This window comes from Pseudomonas sp. IT-P294, assembly GCF_949767865.1.
GTDB lineage: Bacteria > Pseudomonadota > Gammaproteobacteria > Pseudomonadales > Pseudomonadaceae > Aquipseudomonas.
Map to the genome: position 1 here is coordinate 319,554 of NZ_CATKQW010000011.1, position 18,878 is coordinate 338,431.

Annotated in this window: 16 protein-coding genes; 6 read left to right on the forward strand and 10 right to left on the reverse strand. The window is 59.4% G+C overall.

Annotated elements, in window-relative coordinates; genetic code table 11:
- Positions 1-2 precede the first annotated feature (2 nt).
- A complete protein-coding gene (locus ACM6I0_RS08920; RefSeq protein WP_285434508.1) occupies positions 3-854 on the reverse strand; it encodes an STAS domain-containing protein in 852 nt (283 codons plus the stop codon).
- Positions 855-1,016: 162 nt separating this feature from the next.
- Between ACM6I0_RS08920 and ACM6I0_RS08925 the strand changes: the two genes are divergently transcribed.
- The 3 genes from ACM6I0_RS08925 to ACM6I0_RS08935 all read left to right on the forward strand — a co-directional run bounded on the left by ACM6I0_RS08925 (position 1,017) and on the right by ACM6I0_RS08935 (position 1,934).
- A complete protein-coding gene (locus ACM6I0_RS08925; protein ID WP_414922049.1) occupies positions 1,017-1,346 on the forward strand; it encodes a hypothetical protein in 330 nt (109 codons plus the stop codon).
- Positions 1,337-1,579, forward strand: a complete 243-nt coding sequence (locus tag ACM6I0_RS08930; protein ID WP_285434510.1) for a DUF465 domain-containing protein — start codon at positions 1,337-1,339, stop codon at positions 1,577-1,579. Before ACM6I0_RS08925 ends, ACM6I0_RS08930 begins: the two co-directional genes overlap by 10 nt.
- A 112-nt stretch (positions 1,580-1,691) precedes the next feature.
- Complete coding sequence (locus tag ACM6I0_RS08935) at positions 1,692-1,934, forward strand: hypothetical protein (protein WP_414922050.1); 243 nt, start codon at positions 1,692-1,694, stop codon at positions 1,932-1,934.
- Between the two features lie 56 nt (positions 1,935-1,990).
- Here ACM6I0_RS08935 and ACM6I0_RS08940 read toward each other — a convergent pair whose 3' ends face one another.
- From ACM6I0_RS08940 to ACM6I0_RS08965, 6 genes are all read right to left on the reverse strand, one after another.
- Positions 1,991-3,082, reverse strand: a complete 1,092-nt coding sequence (locus ACM6I0_RS08940; protein ID WP_414922051.1) for an SMP-30/gluconolactonase/LRE family protein — start codon at positions 3,080-3,082, stop codon at positions 1,991-1,993.
- Positions 3,079-4,224: a sterol desaturase/SRPBCC family protein gene (locus tag ACM6I0_RS08945; protein ID WP_414922052.1), complete on the reverse strand. Its 1,146-nt coding sequence runs from the start codon at positions 4,222-4,224 to the stop codon at positions 3,079-3,081. The genes ACM6I0_RS08940 and ACM6I0_RS08945 overlap by 4 nt, the downstream gene beginning before the upstream one ends.
- Positions 4,225-4,321: 97 nt before the next feature.
- Positions 4,322-5,185: a LysR family transcriptional regulator gene (locus ACM6I0_RS08950; protein ID WP_414922053.1), complete on the reverse strand. Its 864-nt coding sequence runs from the start codon at positions 5,183-5,185 to the stop codon at positions 4,322-4,324.
- Positions 5,186-6,261: 1,076 nt separating this feature from the next.
- Positions 6,262-8,109, reverse strand: a complete 1,848-nt coding sequence (locus ACM6I0_RS08955; protein WP_414922532.1) for an amidohydrolase — start codon at positions 8,107-8,109, stop codon at positions 6,262-6,264.
- Positions 8,110-8,403: 294 nt separating this feature from the next.
- On the reverse strand, positions 8,404-8,718 hold the full coding sequence (locus ACM6I0_RS08960; protein ID WP_007976511.1) for an SCP2 sterol-binding domain-containing protein: 315 nt from the start codon (positions 8,716-8,718) through the stop codon (positions 8,404-8,406).
- Between the two features lie 78 nt (positions 8,719-8,796).
- Positions 8,797-9,507, reverse strand: coding sequence for a histidine phosphatase family protein (locus ACM6I0_RS08965; protein WP_090183415.1), 711 nt, complete (start codon positions 9,505-9,507; stop codon positions 8,797-8,799).
- A gap of 204 nt (positions 9,508-9,711) precedes the next feature.
- Here ACM6I0_RS08965 and sohB point away from each other — a divergent pair, with 204 nt between their 5' ends.
- On the forward strand, positions 9,712-10,734 hold the full coding sequence (gene sohB, locus ACM6I0_RS08970) for a protease SohB (RefSeq protein WP_285433944.1): 1,023 nt from the start codon (positions 9,712-9,714) through the stop codon (positions 10,732-10,734).
- Between the two features lie 193 nt (positions 10,735-10,927).
- Positions 10,928-14,794: a dermonecrotic toxin domain-containing protein gene (locus ACM6I0_RS08975; protein WP_414922054.1), complete on the forward strand. Its 3,867-nt coding sequence runs from the start codon at positions 10,928-10,930 to the stop codon at positions 14,792-14,794.
- 42 nt (positions 14,795-14,836) lie between these two features.
- Here the strand turns inward: ACM6I0_RS08975 and ACM6I0_RS08980 are convergent, their stop codons facing one another.
- Together ACM6I0_RS08980 and ACM6I0_RS08985 are read right to left on the reverse strand one after the other, a co-directional pair.
- On the reverse strand, positions 14,837-15,331 hold the full coding sequence (locus ACM6I0_RS08980; RefSeq protein ID WP_090183422.1) for a DUF934 domain-containing protein: 495 nt from the start codon (positions 15,329-15,331) through the stop codon (positions 14,837-14,839).
- A complete protein-coding gene (locus ACM6I0_RS08985) occupies positions 15,315-16,973 on the reverse strand; it encodes a nitrite/sulfite reductase (protein WP_414922055.1) in 1,659 nt (552 codons plus the stop codon). The genes ACM6I0_RS08980 and ACM6I0_RS08985 overlap by 17 nt, the downstream gene beginning before the upstream one ends.
- A gap of 525 nt (positions 16,974-17,498) precedes the next feature.
- Here ACM6I0_RS08985 and ACM6I0_RS08990 point away from each other — a divergent pair.
- Complete coding sequence (locus tag ACM6I0_RS08990) at positions 17,499-18,572, forward strand: ABC transporter substrate-binding protein (RefSeq protein WP_414922056.1); 1,074 nt, start codon at positions 17,499-17,501, stop codon at positions 18,570-18,572.
- On the opposite strand, the gene ACM6I0_RS08995 is transcribed toward ACM6I0_RS08990, so the two are convergent.
- Positions 18,569-18,787, reverse strand: a complete 219-nt coding sequence (locus ACM6I0_RS08995) for a DUF2970 domain-containing protein (RefSeq protein WP_285433950.1) — start codon at positions 18,785-18,787, stop codon at positions 18,569-18,571. The genes ACM6I0_RS08990 and ACM6I0_RS08995 overlap by 4 nt on opposite strands.
- Positions 18,788-18,878: the final 91 nt, after the last annotated feature.

Genomic DNA, 18,878 nt, shown 5'->3' on the forward strand with positions numbered 1-18,878 from the left:
GCTTATACCGACTTGCTGACGGTGATTCCCAGACGGGTGAGGGCCAGTTTCAGTGCATCGGCAAGGTTGGCTTTGGTGACCACGCCTTGCAGGTCCAGGCCAAGGTGCACGATGGTCTGGGCGATTTGTGGACGCACGCCGCTGATGATGCAGTCGGCACCCATCAGGCGAATCGCGGTCACGGTTTTCAGCAAATGCTGAGCCACCAGGGTGTCGACGGTCGGCACACCAGTGATGTCGATGATGGCGATTTCCGAACCGGTATCGACGATCCGTTGCAGCAAGGATTCCATGACCACTTGAGTACGTTGCGAATCGAGGGTGCCGATCATCGGCAGCGCCAGCACGCCGTCCCAGAGCTTGACCACGGGGGTCGAGAGTTCCAGCAGTTCTTCCTGCTGGCGCTTGATCACCGCTTCGCGCGATTTCTGGAAGGTGCGGATGGTGTGCATGCCCAGCGCGTCGACCAATTCGGAAACCTCCCAGAGTTGCTCGGCGAGCATGGCTGGATTGGCTTCGTAGTGGCGTTGCAACAGACCGAACATCGGGCCTTTGAGCGAGAAAATGAAGCTGGCGGTCTGGTGTGAATCCTGGCCCGACAGGGCGCGGCTGTGGGAGAGCTTTTCGAGGAATTGACGAATGTCATCCCAGCCCGGCGCGTTGACGTTCGGGCCGTTGCCGTTTTCCAGACCGGCGATCAACAGTTGCAGAAATTCCGACGTCTGTTGTTTAAGGTCGTGTTCTTTCAAGTTGCGGGTTGCGCCAGTGGCTTCCTGACTGGTCATCCAGTCGCCAACCAGTTGTGTCTGGTTGCTTTTCATCGCATCGAGAGTGCCGATATGCAGTGCTGCCATGTGTCTGAGCTCCTGAAAAAATGCTGTGCCGATTCCCCAAAAAAACACCGGCGTGAATCAATGACAATTGCCGTACGCAATAGTTAGTCGTGCCCGTGGATTATTTAATCCCCGTGGCAGTTGCCGGTAACTTTAGTAGGTGCACAGACACACGGCGATTTAATGACGATGATCCTGCGCAGCGCTGTTTTGTTGGCGCGAACCCTAGGCGCTGGCAAACCTCTTCCATCGATGCGGCCTGCTTTTTTTGAACAGCTCGATGGTTTCTTCGTGAGCCTTCACCCGATTGTGAAAGCGATCCGGGGGATCTTATTCAGTGAAGGCTGGCGCTCAGGCAAAGGTTTTATCGCGTTCGCGACAGGACGACGAACGGACACCGCTGGTCTGATAGACGGTCGACAGAACACGGTAACCGAGGCCATTCTGATAGTTGGTAAACGCAATAAATCGCGTTTGCTGCCGATCAATAACGGAGGTGTTCCATGCCGGTGATACATGACCTTTATCAGGACCTGAAAATTTCAAAGGAAGATATCCAGCAAAAACGCTCCAAGGATCCAGTACTGGATTCGCTGATCAACAAGTATTCGCAAGCGGACGCCGAGGTAGTCAAGGCTGAGACCGCAAAATCAGATGCGCCCAGCGATGACGTATTGAAAAAGCTCAAGGAGGCGCGTGTGCTGGTCAAGGACAAGATCGTCAAACAACTCCAGTCTTCCTCCTGACCCTCCACGTCAAGCCACCGACCACCGGTGACCGAAAAATTGGAACGGGGGTAAATACCGGCACCTCGAAAGATCAGAGTCCGACCTTTTTCGACTCCCTGCGAGGTGCCAAATGCCCGATCCAAAATTCCCCAGTGAAGAGCAGGGTGGATACGATCCGATTCCCACCCGTCCCGAACCTCTCAGCCCCGGCCGCACGGCGGTCAACCCCGAAGACGAACCGGGCGTCGACGAACTGCCGGACAACGAAGGCGTGCGTCCACTGAATGAGGACGACACCACCGCGATGGACCCTGAGCGGGTGCTGGAAGAGACGGACAACGCCGTGCGCGATAACGAGAGCGATCCGCGTTAATCGAATCAATACAAATCCCCTGTGGGAGCAAGCTCGCTCCCACAGTTCGATTGGGGTTATTTCTGCAAGGCGGTGCTCAGCGGCAACCGGACCATGTTGTTGGCCTTCAGCGAGCCCAGATACAGCCAGTCCCCGTACTCACGCACCGTGGTAATCGGCGAGTAATTGCCGTCGCTCGCATCCTGCAAATTGGCGATCACTTTGCCGTCGACGTCCAGTCCCAGCGCGAACGCACGTTTTTCCACCGGTTTGGGCAGCAGCATCAACGCCCGCACGATCAACTTGCGTACAAAGGGGTGTGGCGCCGTGGCGTCGAGCAGCGCATTACGTGGTGCATAAAGTGCCACCCAGAACCGGTCGCGACCGTTGAATGCGAGGTTGTCCGGCATCCCTGGCAAATTGTCGATGAACAGGTCATGGGTGCCGGCTTTCGGTCCGCTCAGCCAATAACGGCTGATGCGATAGGCGCCAGTTTCGTTGACCAGCACAAAGCTGTCATCCGGTCCCAGAGTCACGCCGTTGGCGAACTCCAGCTTATCGAGCAGCACCGTGGTCTTGCCGGACTGAAAGTCATAGCGCAACAACCGACCGTCACCGCCATGCTCGATGATCGCCTCGCCATCCTTGCCCAAGCCCCAACGACTGGAAGCGTCGCTGAAATAGGCGTAGTGCCCGGATTTATCGATGGCCACGTCGTCGGTAAATCCAAAGGGCACGCCGCCAGCCTCGGTGGACAACGCCGACAAGCGCCCATGAGCATCCAGCGACAGCAAGCCTTTGACGCCATCGGCAATCACCAAGAGCCCACTGGGGTGCCGCGCCATGCCCAAAGGCCGGCCGCCGGTAACGGCCAGAATCTGGGTGTCCTTGCCGTCGAGGCTGGTACGAATCACTCGTCCGTTGTGCAGGCCGGTGATCAGCACGTTTTCCTCCAGCAACAGCGCCTCTGGTCCTTCAATGCCCGCAGGACCGACACGCTGCACGCCTTTCAGGCGTTGATTGTCGGCATACACGCCGACGGTGAGAGAGGGGGCTGGTGCGGGAATCCAGGCTACCGGCCGGACTTTGGTCGGGAACAACAGTAAAAAGACGCCAAGGGCAACGATCAATAACAGCAGTAGATTGCGAAACCTTAAGGCTCTTCTCACGCGGTGGCTCCTGCCGGGGTCAAGTGTTTTTGCGCCATTTCTCGCAAGGCCAGCATCGACGCCGAGGATTCACGCTCGATGCGCCGCCTGAGTAGCAGGCGATTGGCGATACGCATCGCCAGGCCGGCGAACTGGTAGTCCAGTGTACGGATAAAGCGGGTGTGATTGCCATCAGCCTCGCACTCGTACGTCACCACCAGCGACAGCCCGTGATCGCCCCGCGCCCAAGCGCTCCAGCGCCGGCCTGGCAAGTATTCGTTGACCTCCCAACTCAAGTGGCCGTCACGCCCGCCGGCCCGGATGTCTTCTTCGAACCGCGCGCCGGCATGCAAAGGGCCGCTTTGCCCCTCGACCTTGAGGGAGGACGGATGCCACTGCGGCCAACGGGTCACGGTGCTGGCGTAGGCGAGCACGTCAATCGGATTGCCGGCGATAGCGATCTGGTGCTGCATGCGGGTCATGGCCGTTCTCGTCAGTGGCTGAGTGTCGTGCTCAGGCTCCCAATACAGGGTGCCGAACAGGTAATCCATCAGTGGAAACACGATATTGAAATTGCGTTCCTGCATCAGCTCGCGACGGTGATGCAGTTCATGCAGGCGACGCATCTGGCGAATCCACGGCAGCCGTGTGACCGGGTTGCTCGCAGGCAAGTGCTCGCAGGCATGAAACACCTCATAGGTCAGGTAGCCGAGCACCAGGCAGCCGGCCGACAATCCGGCGACGTTGCTATCGAAGCGGCCCATCAGCCACCAGAGGGGCAGGGTGATAACGACGGTGTGCAACACGATCAGCCAGGCTGGAAACAGGATCACCCGCCAGTCCCGGGCGCTGTCGTAGGTCATGTGGCCGGGGGCAAAAAAACTGTGGTGGTCGCCTGCATGACGGGCGTAGAACATCCGCGCGAAGCTCTTTTTGTGGTGCCCCAGATGCCGATGCACCACGTACACGCCGAAGTTGAAGAACAGCAATGTCAGTGGCACCGCCAGCCATTCCAGCGGCTGGACCTGATGCACGGTGCTCCAGAATCCGCCAATGGCGAGTAACCCGAACAGCAACACGAAAGCGCCGTGCAGCCAAGGGTTGTAGTGCGGATGAATGTCGGCTCGATAGCGGTTGCGGAATGCCTGGGTGGTCTGCCTCACTGCGCTCACCTTTGGTTATTGTTATAACCGCAGATTAGCTGATCTGCCCCTCGATACTGGAACAACCTCAAGGACACAAGCGCCATGCTCCGGTGTGTCAGGTCAGCGGATCCCAGCGCTGGGACCAGTCGTCATCAGTCTTGATGACTTCACGCAACAAATCGAAGGCCCGCTGCAGGGTCGCCGAGTCGCGATCACGCGAGTAAACCAGGTAGGTCGGGTAGCTGAATTCGGGCGCCTTGGGCACGGGCTTCAGCACGCCGCTTTCCAGGTAACTCTGGACGACGCGCGTGCGAAAGTAGCCGCTGCCGCCATTTTCGAGAATGTACTGCAGGGCCAAGGGGCCGAGGTTGAAGCTCAAGGCAGCCTTGGCTTTTTCCGGCAGGGCGGCATCGTGCTGGCGGCGGAAGTCCGGGCCCCAGTCGATGTACACGTAAGGATCGGGGCGCCCGGCGAGGCTCACCAGGATGAGTTTTTCTTCGAGGATCTGTTCGACTTGCAGGCGCGGCCAATACTCGGGCTGATAGACCAGCGCGGCGTCAAGCACACCCAGTTCCAGTTGCCGCAACAGGTTTTCGCCATCGCGGATTTCCATGCGCAGGGCGTGGCTGGGAATCTTCTCGCGCAGTTCACCGGCCCAACTGAGCATCAGCGGGTTGCACAGGCTGACTTCGCCGCCAATGTGCAGCACGTCGCGGTAGCCTTCTGGCAATGGCAGATCCCGCCGCGCGGCTTCCCAGGTCTGGACCAGTTGATTGGCGTACACCACAAAGGCTTCGCCGTTGGGCGTTAGGCGCGCACCGGCGCGGTTGCGCACAAACAGTGTGCTGCCGAGCTGGCTTTCGAGTTTCTGTACGCGCGCGGTGATCGCGGTCTGGGTGACGTGGAGTTTTTCCGCCGCCGCGGCGAGGCTGCCGTGACGGACGATTTCCAGAAAGGTGCGCGCGAGGTCGATGTCCATGGGGGGGCCGGTGCGGGAGGTGTGGGGATTGTAAACGGATCCTGCGAATCTCGTTTATATAGCTGTTGTTGGCGAGCCTCTGTTGGGGTTGGTGTAATGCTGTCTACTTAAGAAGGTTTTGGGGTTGGGTACATATCCGTTTCTGTGGTTACGGCTGCTATTGGTTCCGCCTTTACGGCGGGTCACTTGGAGAAGCGCCAAGTAACCAAGCGCCAGCGCCCCTGACGTACGGTGCCTCGCTTAGGCTCGGCATACCCTCACTCCGGTCCTGCTCCGTGGGCCCGCCGCCATCGGCCATCCATGGCCGGGGGCGGCTAACCCGGCATCCATGCCGGGTTGCCCACTGCGCAGAACCTGCGTTCGGCCTTCCGACGGGGCAGATCAAGATCAAAAGCGGAAGGCGAGCTAACGCTCGACCTGATGAGTGGTGAGGAGCCAGGGGTGTACATCGCCAAAATGTGGGAGCGAGCTTGCTCGCGATGAGGCCCTGTCAGTCGGTTGTGGTGTTGCCTGTAATGCCGCTATCGCGAGCAAGCTCGCTCCCACAGGTATTGATCGTTCCCATGCTCCGCGTGGGAATGCATCCCGTGACGCTCCGCGTCACCATCGCGCAAGACTCAAGCCTGGTGTCGACAGCGGGACGCAGAGCTTCCCCGGCGGCATTCCCACGCGGAGCATGGGAACGATCACCACGCGCAAGCGTTGAGCAATCAGGTCGGCCCGTAGGCCGCCTCGCTTGGCTTTGGCGGTACACGCCCCCTCGAGAGGCCGAGCGCAGGTTCTGCGCAGTGGGCACCGCGGCAAGGATGCCGCGGTAGCCGCCCCCGGCCATGGATGGCCGATGGCGGCGGGCCCACGGAGCAGGACCGGAGCGAGGGAATGCCGAGCCTAGGCGAGGCACCGAACGTCAGGGGCAAAAGCGCTTGGTTACTTGGCGCTTCTCCAAGTGACCCGCCGTCAGGGCGGAACCCTAAGCCGCCGTTACCGCAGCAACGGATATGTACCCAAAACCAACCCAAACCAAACCAAAAAACTTTCTGAAGTAAACAGCATTACGGTGTCAGCAAAGTCCCTATTCAAAACGCAAAACACGAACAACCAAACGCCCCCCAGAACCCTTGAAAGTCACTGACCGGTGCCGAAGACAACCGCGCCCGCTCATGACTGTGCGCATGAACCGCACAAGCGCCCGCACAATGATGAGCCTGCGCGGTCAACGGCGCCGAGGGTTTCCAGTGCCCCGGCACTGTGGCCACGGGCGACCACTCCGGCACCACCGGAATCGTCGGCGGCCCGAGTTTTTCGAACTCATGGCTGCCATAGACAATCTTGCCGTCGACAATGGTCAACACCGACTCGATCCATTTAATCGCTTCATCCTCGATGTGGAAGTAGTCCGCCGACAGCGCAATCAAGTCAGCCAGTTGCCCGACCTTGATCTGGCCTTTCTGGCCTTGTTCGGAAGAAAACCAGGCACTGCCGTGGGTATAGAGCTCCAGCGCCGTGTCGCGGCTCAAGCCTTGCGGATACAGCTCCAGACCACCGACGGTTCGACCGCTGACCAGCCAGTACAACGAAGTCCAGGGGTTATAGCTGGACACGCGCGTGGCGTCGGTGCCTGCGCCTACCGGAATCCCTTCGGCCAGCATGCGTGCGATCGGTGGCGTGTGTTCGGCGGCTTTGGCGCCATAGCGGTCGACAAAGTATTCACCCTGGAACGCCATGCGGTCCTGGATCGCAATGCCGCCACCCAGGGTTTTCACCCGTTCGATGTTCTGCGGTGTGATGGTTTCGGCATGATCGAAAAACCACGGCAAGCCATCGAATGGAATATCGCGATTGACCTTCTCGAACACGTCAAGCATGCGGCTGATGGATTGGTTGTAGGTGGCATGCAGGCGGAACGGCCAGCGCTGTTCCACTAGATGGCGGACCACCGGCTCCAGTTCCTGCTCCATGGTTTGTGGCAGGTCCGGGCGCGGTTCGAGGAAATCTTCGAAATCGGCCGCCGAAAACACCAGCATTTCCCCGGCGCCGTTGTGCCGCAGGAAGTCGTCGCCCTGACCGTAATGAGAGGTGCTGGTCCAGTTCTTGAAGTCGGTCAGCTCTTCTTTGGGTTTCTGGGTGAACAGGTTATAGGCGATACGCACGGTCAGCTGCTGGTCTTTGGCCAGTTGCTGGATGACTTGGTAATCGTCTGGGTAATTCTGGTAACCACCGCCGGCGTCGATGGCGCTGGTGACGCCCAGGCGATTGAGTTCACGCATGAACTGGCGAGTGGAATTGACCTGATACTCAAGTGGCAGCTTCGTTCCCTTGGCCAGCGTCGAGTACAGGATCATCGCGTTCGGGCGGGCGATCAGCATGCCCGTGGGGTCGCCGTTGGCATCCCGCTGGATTTCACCGCCGGGCGGGTTTGGCGTGTCGCGGGTGTAGCCGACCACTTTCAGCGCCGCGCGGTTGAGCAGGGCGCGGTCGTAGAGGTGCAGCACGAACACCGGCGTGTCGGGGGCGGCCTTGTTTAGTTCATCAAGCGTTGGCAGGCGTTTTTCGGCGAACTGGAATTCGCTCCAGCCACCCACCACGCGCACCCATTGCGGCGTTGGCGTGCGATCGGCCTGGTCCTTGAGCATGCGTAGGGCGTCGACCAGTGACGGCACGCCTTCCCAGCGCAGTTCGAGGTTGTAATTGAGACCGCCGCGGATCAAGTGCAGGTGCGAGTCGTTGAGACCGGGAATCACCGTGCGGCCGTGCAGGTCGATGATTTTTGTACCGGGGCCTTGCAGGGCCATGGCTTGAGCGTCGCTGCCGACCACCACGAAGCGGCCGCCCTTGATGGCAACAGCACTGGCCTGGGGTTTCTTGCGGTCGACGGTGTGTAGGCGTCCGTTGTACAGAATGAGGTCGGCGGGGGTGTCGGGCATGGTTTTACTCCCTGCGATTAGCGGACTGATCCAGGTCTCGATGGTCGCTGCCGAAAGGCCCTGCAATACACGTCGGTGATTGAAACCGTTGTGGACGTGAGGTGGGCTCATGGCGGCGCGCTCCGTCAATTGATCGGGGGCAATCGGCCGATGCCTGGCGCAAGCGACCAGAAGGAATATAGACCGCAAATCCATGGACGGCCGTTTCCTGAGGGCAAAAACGACGAATCCCGCCTCAAGGGGCGGGATTCGTTTGCAACCAGAGGTGCTCCCGAAATGTCGGGAGCCGCCGTCTTAGCTTGGGAACAGCTCGGACAGTTTCATGGCCAGCATCATGTCGCCTTCAGCGCGCAGTTTGCCCCCCATGAACGCCTGCATGCCGTCGGTCGAACCGTCAACGATGCCTTCCAGGGTTTCGCCGTCCATCACCAGAGTGACCTGGGCGTCAGGGTTTTCGCCTTCTTGCAGCTCGCAGGTGCTGTTTTTGACGATCAGCGAGAAGTTCTTGGTGTCGTCGATGCGGAAACCGAATACCAGGTCCAGACCGGCAGCAGCGGCTGGGTTGAACTTGGCTTTCATTGCTTGTACGGCATCAGCTACGGAGGTCATGGTTTGATCCTTTCTTGGGTAATTAAGAGCAGAGTAATTACAGCTGGTGATTACAGCCAGGGTCACAAAAGTCCGGACTCAGCGAAACGTAATGAGTTCCGGGGCCTTCAGCAGTTGCAAGTGCGCATGACTGTTGAAGGAAGCCAGAGCCACCTCGCGACCGCGAAACTTCAAGAGGTTGAGCGAGGTGTTGACGATTTGCCAGTTCAGCTCAAACGCCTGCCTTGCAGGCATTTGGGTAATCAGATGGAGCAGGGCAGTGATGGTGCCGCCGGAGGTGAACACGGCGATTTTCTGGGTGGGGTCGGCGTTTTCGAGGAGGCGGTGAAGACCGGCCTGCACGCGCTCGACAAAACCCAGCCAGCTTTCAAGGCCCGGAGTGTCATAGGTGCCGGCGAGCCAGCGTTCGATGATCAGGGCAAAGATGCGTTGGAATTCACCACGGTTTTGCGCGGCGTTGCGCAGGATGTCCAGTGCATGCGGCTCGTCCTGCAGCATGGCCGGCAGCAACGCGCGGATCACCGCGTCGGCATCGAATTCGTTGAAAGCGCTATCGATTTCCAGGGTCGGCACCGGCAGGCCAACGGCAGCGAACTGCTCCAGCGCGCTGTTGGCCGTGTGCTGTTGACGGCGCAGGTCGCCGGACAGGCAGCGATCAAAGCAGACACCGAGTTCGGCGAGGTGCTGGCCCAGGACTTCTGCCTGACGGATACCGGTCGGCGACAGGACGTCATAGTCGTCTGCACCAAAGGAGGCCTGGCCATGTCGAATCAAATAGATACTGCCCACGTCCGCGTCATCCCGGTACGTTGAAGGTTTGGCGAGGTTATGAGGATGGCGGTGAGCTGTCAATGAAAAAACATACGCTTGTTTGAAATGCCCGTTACAGGCCTGTTGCCAGAGGTTTCCCGACTGGTCGTCGACGCAGCGCATGGGTATGCTGGAGGCATCCCGCGCGTGTTTCAAGCCGCGCTTCGTATTGAAGGAGTCACTGTGGAGTTTTTGTCCGAGTACGCCAGTTTCCTGGCCAAGACCGTGACACTGGTGATCGCCATTCTGGTGGTCCTGGCCAGTTTCGCGGCGTTGCGCAGTAAAGGTCGGCGCAAGGCGGCCGGCCAGTTGCAAGTCAGCAAACTGAATGATTTCTACAAAGGCCTGCGCGAACGCCTGGAGCAAACCTTGCTCGACAAGGATCAGCTCAAGGCCCTGCGCAAGTCCCAGGCTAAATCCGAGAAAAAGCAAAAGAAGGCGTCCGAGGCCAAACCCCGGGTGTTCGTGCTGGATTTCGATGGTGACATCAAGGCATCGGCCACTGAAAGCCTGCGTCACGAGATTACCGCGTTGCTGACACTGGCCACGCCCAAGGATGAAGTCGTGCTGCGCCTGGAAAGCGGTGGCGGCATGGTTCACAGCTACGGCCTGGCGTCCTCGCAGCTGGCGCGCATTCGCGATGCCGGCGTTCCGTTGACCGTTTGTATCGACAAGGTAGCAGCCAGTGGCGGCTACATGATGGCCTGCATCGGTGAGAAGATCATCAGTGCGCCATTCGCGATCCTCGGTTCGATCGGGGTGGTGGCCCAGTTGCCGAACGTCAACCGCCTACTGAAAAAGCACGACATCGATTTTGAAGTCCTGACTGCCGGCGAATACAAACGCACCCTGACCGTGTTTGGCGAAAACACCGAGAAAGGCCGCGAGAAGTTTCAGGAAGACCTCGACATCACCCATCAATTGTTCAAGAACTTCGTCTCGCGATATCGCCCGCAACTGGCCATCGACGAGGTTGCCACTGGCGAAATCTGGCTAGGCGTCGCAGCGCTGGACAAACAGCTGGTTGACGAACTCAAGACCAGTGACGAATACCTCGCTGAACGTGCGAAGAAGTCCGAGCTGTACCACTTGCATTACGCCGAACGCAAAAGCCTGCAAGAGCGCATCGGCATGGCGGCCAGTAGTTCGGTTGATCGCGTATTGCTGAGCTGGTGGAGCCGGTTGACCCAGCAACGCTTCTGGTAATTGTCACAACACGTTCCAGCAAACCGATGAAACCGTGGCGATCCCACGGTTTCATTTTTTTTGCCTTCAAAAAAGTGCGCCATTTCTTCGCCAGGTAACGACATTTCCTAACACGTTTGTGGATCGCTCCCGCTTCTTGATGGACTCAGGCGGGGTAGGGTGATGTTTCGAAATCACCGCAATGGAATGCACCATGAATGAACCTTTGGAACACGTCGCCGGGGCCCATCCCGTGGCGTCTCTGCGGATGCGCAAAAAACTGCAGGCCGCCGTGGATCTCGCCTTGCCACAATCGCCGGGACAGTTTGGCGAGCATTTGATCAAGGAAAAATTGGGGCAGGGCATCGACCCACAGACCGCGATTCTGGCCACACTCGACTACAACTTCAAAGGCCATCCCGCACAGGACGGTGTCGAGCAGGGGCGGGTGGCGAGCAGTCGTTCGTTGCTTCAAACGCTGCTGTCCAATTACCAGACAGTTGGCGACGGGCGCTTTGCTGAAACCGCGTTCGGACTGTACACGCCGCCGGATATCGGGCCAAAGGTGCGGATAGTCGATAACGTCGACGAATTCGCCGATCACGGCAGCGGCAACCACCACACCTATGAAGGCATTTATCGGCAAACCTCGCCGCAAACGTATGGACCGCTGACGCAGATCGCCCTGAGACCCGCCGATTTCAAGAAATGGGTCTGGGAACTGGATCTGAAGGGCTTGTACCAGGCGTATCTCGATCAGGCTTGGCCGTCCGATGACGTGCTTCTTGCACCCAAGCGTTACGCCTTGAGAACGTCGGTCAAAGCAGCGTTTGTCATGGCGGCCTGTTTGCAGTTGCAGGAGCAGCGCCTGACTCAGAAGGGCCTGGAACTTGCGATGCAGGCCGCTGGCCTGCCAGCCGATCAATCCTGGGAAACCTTGACCATCGAGCAACTGCAAACACCCGCTCGCATGCCTTCAACGGTCAGGTGCGGCTTGCTGAAACTGTACCGCTACACCGCGACGGATATCTGGGCCTGGCGTGATACCTCCAGTCCTCGCGTGTTGCTGTACATTCCGGGTAATTCTTCGCCGCTGCACGAATTCGCCGACGCTAAACAATTGCGGCAATGGGTGGTCGCGCAGGGCCGGTCCACAGCGACAAAAGAGGCGTTGGCCGCGCATTTTGCCGAAGACGATCGCGAGGACGGTACGTTTCACGCCGGCGTCCTGACGGCGTTGGACGGCATGGCGCTTTATCCTGCCAGGCACAAGCTGACTGTCAGCGCCGGTTTCTTCAACGATGACGGCTACTGGGACCCTGACGAGTACATTGGCTTCGAAGATCCGGTGCTCGCCACCGATCCGTTTGCCCGGCTGGTGTTGACGATGAAGCAAGCTGCAATGGCAGGCATCAAGACCATTCGCGACGATGCGCAGGTCAATCGGGATCAGTTGAGTGCCGTCGTTGAACCGTTGGTGCAATGGATCAACCGGTTTGGCCCGCTCGCCGTGTTCGTCCCAGGAGGCGAGGGACTGTTGGCGCTGGCCGGGCTGATTGACGCCGGTTATGGCCTGAATCAGGCGGTCAACGGCAAAGCGCCCGATCAACGCTCCGAAGGGCTGACGCGTACGGTGTTTGGCTTGCTTAATGCGTTGCCGATGATCGGTGGCGCGTCGGTGCTCAAGGGCGAAGCTGCCCAAGCCGAGCACCTTGCGGAACGAGCTCCAGAGCCCGACGTTAATCCGCAAGCGATGGAGGTGCGAACGGCACCGACCTTTGCGCCGATGCCCGGCCCAGCGCTCAACCGGATTGGGCTCCTGCGCGGAGTCGGTCCCTCCGTGGCTTCCTTCAGCGATGAAGTGCTGGCGCAGATCGGCACCGTCAGCGCAGTGGACGACGACATGCTGCGGTTGATGCAGGCGGGCCGAGCGCCGACGCCGTTGCTGGCGGACACGATCAGTCGCTTCAAGATCGATCAGGACCTCGGTCCGGCAGTGGACCTTGCGCTCTTCAACCAGCGTTACCAGGCGCTTCAGCACTCGGAGCATGAATGGGTGCAACTTTTTCAACGCCAGTACCCTGACTTGCCCAAAAGCGCTATCGAGCAAATGCTCGAGCGCTATGGCGTTGACCTCCAGGCGTTGCCCGACGCTACCGAGGCCAGCCAGGTGTTTGCGCGCCTGGACAGCAAGGCGCGCCAATACCAGCAACATGTAAGGCTCAATCGAGCCTATGAAGGCCTTTACCTGCGCTCGGTGGCGAACCCCGAATCGGAAGCGCTGGCCTTGCACTCGCTCTCCCGGCAGTCAGGCTGGCCCAGGCATATTCGCATCGACGTGCTGGATCAGACCGTTGTCGGTCGGGTCCTGGACCGCAGCGGTCCACTCGATACGAGCGATGTCCGGCGCCTGATCAAGGAGGAGCAAGGCTACCGGCATCAGGACCGACAAACGGATTTCCATACAGCGCTTGTGGGCCTGCTGTCAGACGACGAGCGTTTGGCGATGCACCTCGATTCGGTTGATCCGCCAGGTCAGTTGCGGCTGAACATCGGCCGTCAGGCGTTACCTCGCCCCGAGTTCATGCACGGGCTTCAGCGAATGGATGCCGGATTGCCTTTCGAGGCCTCGGGACTCAGAGGCGGCGGCTTTCCGGGGACGCCGCAGGCCGAGGTACTGACGCATCAGATGATGAGGTTGCAGCTCAAAGACATCTATCCGGACTTCACCAATGCCCAGGCTGATGCATTACTGCGGCGCGAAGGCGCAGTGGCACAGGCGCACATCGATGGGCTCAAGCAACAATTGCAGCAACTCAACACTGACCTCTTCGGCTGGATTGATCAGGTGACAGACGACATCCGTGACATGGGGGTTCCCCAGTTGACCGCTGGCGATCCCGAGGCGGCAGGGCTGAGCGCTGCGCAGATCCAGGCCCATAACGTGCAGCTGATGCTGACAGAAATGCACTATGAACGAGTCACCCGGCAGGAGCTGGCCGAGGAGCTGGTTGCTATCTGGCAAAAGCGTGGGCCCAGGCAGGACCTTCTCCTGGCCGGCGAAAACGTACGCGGCGTCAGGCTTGATCTCGACTTCGAGGATTACCACCGGCTCCCCGCGTTGAATGTGCGGCTCGACACGGTTCTGGAATTATCGATGCGCGGATTCCATGTGACCGAAGAGGACAGCCTGAACGGCTTTCTTGAGAGCTTTCCCAACCTTGAAACCCTGGACCTGGAAAGTGTCGATCTGAGTCACATCAACGAAGGTGACGAGGCTGGGCGCGCACTGCCTCATGCGATCAGCCAGATGCGCCAACTGACGACGCTGAACCTGCGGTCGACCAACCTGACGTTCAGTCAACGCGGTGCTTCGCAGCTCACGGAGCTGACGCGCCTGCACACGCTTGACCTGAGCAACAATCCGCTGGAAGTCCCACCGCTGCTGCTGGGAATGAACGACTTGCGGCAGCTCAATTTGAGTAGTACGCGGATCACCACATGCCCGGTCGGGATCATGGAACACCCATACCTGACTTCCCTGGACTTGCGTAACAACCGAATAAACCGCGTCCCGCAGACGGTGCTCAACCAGGCCATCGCCAGGGACCGCGTCAGGCTGCAGGGCAATCCGTTGACGGATGAGGACACGCTGTTGCGCATCGTGGAGCATCGCCGCCGAACGGGCATCAACCTGTGGTTGAGCGAGGCTCACGTCGACGATGGCAATGGTATCGAGTGGTTGCGTGAAGGCGATGAGGCGCTGCGGGAGGCGCGACGATTGATCTGGCAGCGGCTGGCAGTCAGGCCATTTGGAGTTCGGTTCTTGAGGGTCATGGATGGCATGTCCCTGACGGCCGACTTTCAGGTCGACTACCTGACCTTGCAGGCGAGGGTGTGGCGGCTGCTTGGCGATGCCGACGCCTCAGAGGTTCTGTGGGCTCGGCTGGTGGAGGATGTGGAAGCGGCGCAGGTCGATGATGACAACCCTTTCACGCTGTTTACAGAGCTTGAGGCACAGGCTCTCTTTTATCGGAATTGGGAGGCCATGGGGCGACCGTTTCCGATCGGCTCACAGTAAGGGGGGAGCCTTGAACCCCGAAAGGGGTTCAAGGTTTGACGATCAGCGGCGACGGAACAGCGGCAGCGGTTCGTCAGTGGCGGCCTGATAGGTCACCGAGAAGTCCTTGAGGCCTTCAAGTGCTTCGTAAGGGTCTTTATCGGCGCGAATGGCGAACGCGTCGAAGCCGCAGCGGTGCATGTAGAACAGCTGGTCACGCAGCACGTCGCCAATCGCCCGCAGTTCGCCTTTGAAACCATAACGGTCACGCAGCAGGCGGGCGTTGGAGTAGTTGCGGCCGTCGGTGAAGGCCGGGAAGTTCAGGGCGATGACCTGGAAATTCGCCACGTCCTCACCGATTTCTTCCGCTTCTTCGTCGGCATCCAGCCACACACCCAGGCCGCCATCGCGAGCCTTGAGCATACGGCCGTGTTCGCGCCACAGGCTCAGCGGAACGATCAGGTCGTCGCAGTTGCTGATCTCGTCGATGTTGAAGTCCTTGGGCAACAAGTGCCAGGTTTCGTCGACGACCTCGTTGTTCTTAATTATTCGCTGCATAGACGCGCTCCTTGAAGAGGTCGATGCCAATACGCTGATAGGTGTCGATGAAACGCTCGTCTTCGGTACGTTGTTCGATGTACACGTCGATCAGTTTCTCGATCACGTCAGGCATGGCTTCCTGGGCGAAAGACGGGCCGAGGATCTTGCCCAGGCTGGCGTCGCGACTTGCGCTGCCGCCCAGGGAAACCTGGTAGAACTCTTCGCCTTTCTTGTCCACCCCGAGGATGCCGATGTGGCCCACGTGGTGGTGACCGCAAGCGTTCATGCAACCGGAGATGTTCAGGTCCAGCTCGCCGATGTCGAACAGGTAGTCCAGGTCTTCGAAACGACGCTGGATCGATTCGGCAATCGGGATCGATTTGGCGTTGGCCAGCGAGCAGAAATCACCGCCAGGGCAGCAGATAATGTCGGTCAGCAAGCCGATGTTCGGCGTGGCGAAACCTTGCTCGCGCAACTCGCCCCACATCGCGAACAGTTGGGACTGCTCGACGTCGGCCAGAATGATGTTCTGCTCGTGGGAGGTGCGCAGTTGACCGAAGCTGTAACGGTCGGCCAGGTCGGCTACCGCGTCGAGCTGCTTGTCGGTGATGTCGCCCGGTGCAACACCGGTCGGCTTCAGGGACAGGGTCACCGCCACGTAACCCGGCTTTTTGTGGGCCAGGGTGTTGCGGGTGCGCCAGCGCGCGAAGCCCGGGTGTTGCTTGTCGAGCTCGGCCAGTTCGGCGCTCTGGTTATCCAGCGCCTTATAGTCCGGATCGACAAAGTGTTTGGCGACGCGATGCACTTCGGCCTCGGTCAACGTGGTCTGGCCACCGCGAAGGTGCTCCATTTCCGCATCGACTTTTTGCGCGAAGACTTCAGGCGTCAGGGCCTTGACCAGAATCTTGATCCGCGCCTTGTACTTGTTGTCGCGACGGCCATAGCGGTTGTAGACACGCAGGATGGCGTCGAGGTAGCTCAACAGGTCTTGCCACGGCAGGAATTCATTGATGAACGCGCCCACCACCGGCGTACGGCCCAGGCCACCACCGACCAGCACCCGGAAGCCCAGCTCGCCAGCGGCGTTGTGCACCGGCTCAAGGCCGATGTCATGGACTTCGATGGCGGCACGGTCGGAGGTCGAACCGTTGATGGCGATCTTGAACTTGCGCGGCAGGTAGGCGAATTCCGGGTGGAACGTCGTCCACTGACGCACGATCTCGCACCATGGGCGCGGATCGATCAGCTCATCGGCAGCGACACCGGCGAACTGGTCGGTGGTGACGTTGCGCAGGCAGTTGCCGCTGGTCTGGATCGCGTGCATCTGCACGGTGGCCAGCTCGGCGAGAATGTCCGGAATGTCTTCCAGCGCCGGCCAGTTGAACTGCACGTTCTGCCGGGTACTGATGTGGGCGTAGCCCTTGTCGTAGTCGCGGGCAATCTTGGCCATCATTCGCGTCTGGCGCGAAGTCAGTTGGCCGTAAGGCACCGCCACTCGCAACATCGGCGCGAAGCGTTGGATATAAAGCCCGTTTTGCAGGCGCAGAGGGCGGAATTCTTCTTCGCTCAGCTCGCCTGCCAGATAGCGTCGGGTCTGATCACGGAACTGCTTGACGCGGTCCTCGATGATCCGCTGATCGTACTCGTCGTATACGTACATATAAGTCCTGTTCTCAGGCTTGGGCCGGTCGGATCCAGTTGCGTTTTTCGCTTGCTGAAGTATCCGATAGTGCCTCGGCAATTCTGCGCGCACGGCCGCGCACTCCCTACGGAGCCGGGGCAAGATACCAGTTTGGAGTTATGCGCAAAAGTGATGTTTGAGTATATGTAAAGAACCAAAAAGACTAACGAGAACTGTTATTGATAAACCCGTATTTGTCGTGCGGGCAATCGTCGTCTTTACTGTGATCGAGTCTTTATGCAATCACCGATAAAACCGACAAGAGGCGATGCAATGAGCAACCCGACGAAAGCGACAAAACCCGATAGCACGGTGGATGCTTGGGCGATTCTGTTTTTGATCATTCTGGTCGTGGGCACCGCGGTATTCTGGGTCAGTCATCAATAATCGACCCCGCCTGGGCCCTGTTCCGACGATTGTCGGACAATTAGCGCAATAAACGCCGTTTTCCGGGATTTCGCTGGCTATAATGCGCGGCGCAATTTCCGGGGGCTCGGGCGATCAATGTTGAAGTTTTTCTACACCTTCCTGCTGATGATGGGGGCGGTTTACGGAACTGTCGCCCGTGGGGAATCAGTGTTGTTCCTCAACCCCGGAACGACTGACGAAGCTTTCTGGATCAGCTATTCGCAATTCATGCAGGCGGCCGCCAAAGACCTGGGCATTGACCTGCGGATTCTCTATGCCCAGCGCATGCCGGAGCTCACGGTGGCGCAAGCTCGACTGGCGCTGCAAGGCCCGGATCGCCCGGACTATCTGGTTTTCGTCAACGAACAGTACGTCGCCCCGCAAATCCTGCGTCTGGCCGAAGGCAGTGGCGTGAAGCTGTTTATGGTCAACGCGTCGTTGACGGCCAATCAAATGAGCCTGCTGGGCGAGCGCGCTGATCGACTGGGCAGCCTGGTGCCGAACGACGAGGAGGGCGGTTACCTGATGCTCAAGGAGCTGATTCGCCAGCATCCGCCCGTGGCGCCCGGCCAGGTCATCGAGTTGCTGGCGTTCTCCGGCCTGAAAATCACCCCGTCATCGCAACTGCGCGAGCAAGGCATGATGCGCGCCTTGGCCGAGCATCCTGAAGTGCGCTTGCGTCAATTGGTGTACGGCGGCTGGACCCGGGAACGGGCCTATGAGCAGGCGAAGTTGCTGTTGCGACGGTATCCGAAAGTGTCGCTGGTGTGGGCAGCCAACGATGAAATGGCTTTCGGCGCCATGCAGGCGTATTCGGAAACGGGCGGCGTGCCCGGCAAGGACGCATTGTTCAGCGCGATCAACACCTCGCCGGCCGCATTGCAGGCGAAGGTCGACGGGCGCTTGAGTGTGTTGTTGGGCGGGCACTTCACCTTGGGCGGCTGGGCGCTGGTGGAGTTGCACGATATAGATCAGGGCGTGGATCTCAGTCATTACGGTGGCCGGGACCGGCGAATCCCGTTGCTGCAAATTATCGACAAGGCCCAAGCCCGGCGAATGCTGGCCATGGGAGCAGCACCAGCCTACGGCGTAGATTTCCGCCGATTGTCCGCCAAAGGCCGACCGTCGTCTTATCGATACCCGTTCAGCCTGCAAACCCTGATGCGCTAAACACCGGCCAGGTGCAACACCAGCTGCACGATGCCGTACAGCGTCAGCGCAAACACCGCCGTGAACAATATCCCCAAAATCACGAAATGACTGGGCTTGCCATGGGTAAAGTCCCGGGCCCGATTCTTTCCGCTCTGCACCCCGAACGCCGCGGCCAAGACGCTGTGCAGCATCTGCCAGAACGTTGGTGGCTTGTTGTCGACCGGGTCGTCCATAAATCCCTCGTCATGCCTGTGTGAGCTGTAAGCATAGCCAAACAACCTGCCCATTTCCCCCCTATAAATATGTACCGACATACCGCCGGAT

Excerpts from the sequence above, each read along its gene's own strand:
- ACM6I0_RS08960 (WP_007976511.1), bottom strand. The coding sequence starts at position 8,718 with ATGACCTCCGTAGCTGATGCCGTACAAGCAATGAAAGCCAAGTTCAAC.
- ACM6I0_RS08930 (WP_285434510.1), top strand. The coding sequence starts at position 1,337 with ATGCCGGTGATACATGACCTTTATCAGGACCTGAAAATTTCAAAGGAA.
- ACM6I0_RS08920 (WP_285434508.1), bottom strand. The coding sequence starts at position 854 with ATGGCAGCACTGCATATCGGCACTCTCGATGCGATGAAAAGCAACCAG.
- ACM6I0_RS08980 (WP_090183422.1), bottom strand. The coding sequence starts at position 15,331 with ATGCAGCGAATAATTAAGAACAACGAGGTCGTCGACGAAACCTGGCAC.
- ACM6I0_RS08950 (WP_414922053.1), bottom strand. The coding sequence starts at position 5,185 with ATGGACATCGACCTCGCGCGCACCTTTCTGGAAATCGTCCGTCACGGC.
- ACM6I0_RS08985 (WP_414922055.1), bottom strand. The coding sequence starts at position 16,973 with ATGTACGTATACGACGAGTACGATCAGCGGATCATCGAGGACCGCGTC.
- ACM6I0_RS08995 (WP_285433950.1), bottom strand. The coding sequence starts at position 18,787 with ATGGACGACCCGGTCGACAACAAGCCACCAACGTTCTGGCAGATGCTG.
- ACM6I0_RS08955 (WP_414922532.1), bottom strand. The coding sequence starts at position 8,109 with ATGCCCGACACCCCCGCCGACCTCATTCTGTACAACGGACGCCTACAC.
- ACM6I0_RS08925 (WP_414922049.1), top strand. The coding sequence starts at position 1,017 with ATGACGATGATCCTGCGCAGCGCTGTTTTGTTGGCGCGAACCCTAGGC.
- ACM6I0_RS08990 (WP_414922056.1), top strand. The coding sequence starts at position 17,499 with ATGTTGAAGTTTTTCTACACCTTCCTGCTGATGATGGGGGCGGTTTAC.
- ACM6I0_RS08935 (WP_414922050.1), top strand. The coding sequence starts at position 1,692 with ATGCCCGATCCAAAATTCCCCAGTGAAGAGCAGGGTGGATACGATCCG.
- ACM6I0_RS08975 (WP_414922054.1), top strand. The coding sequence starts at position 10,928 with ATGAATGAACCTTTGGAACACGTCGCCGGGGCCCATCCCGTGGCGTCT.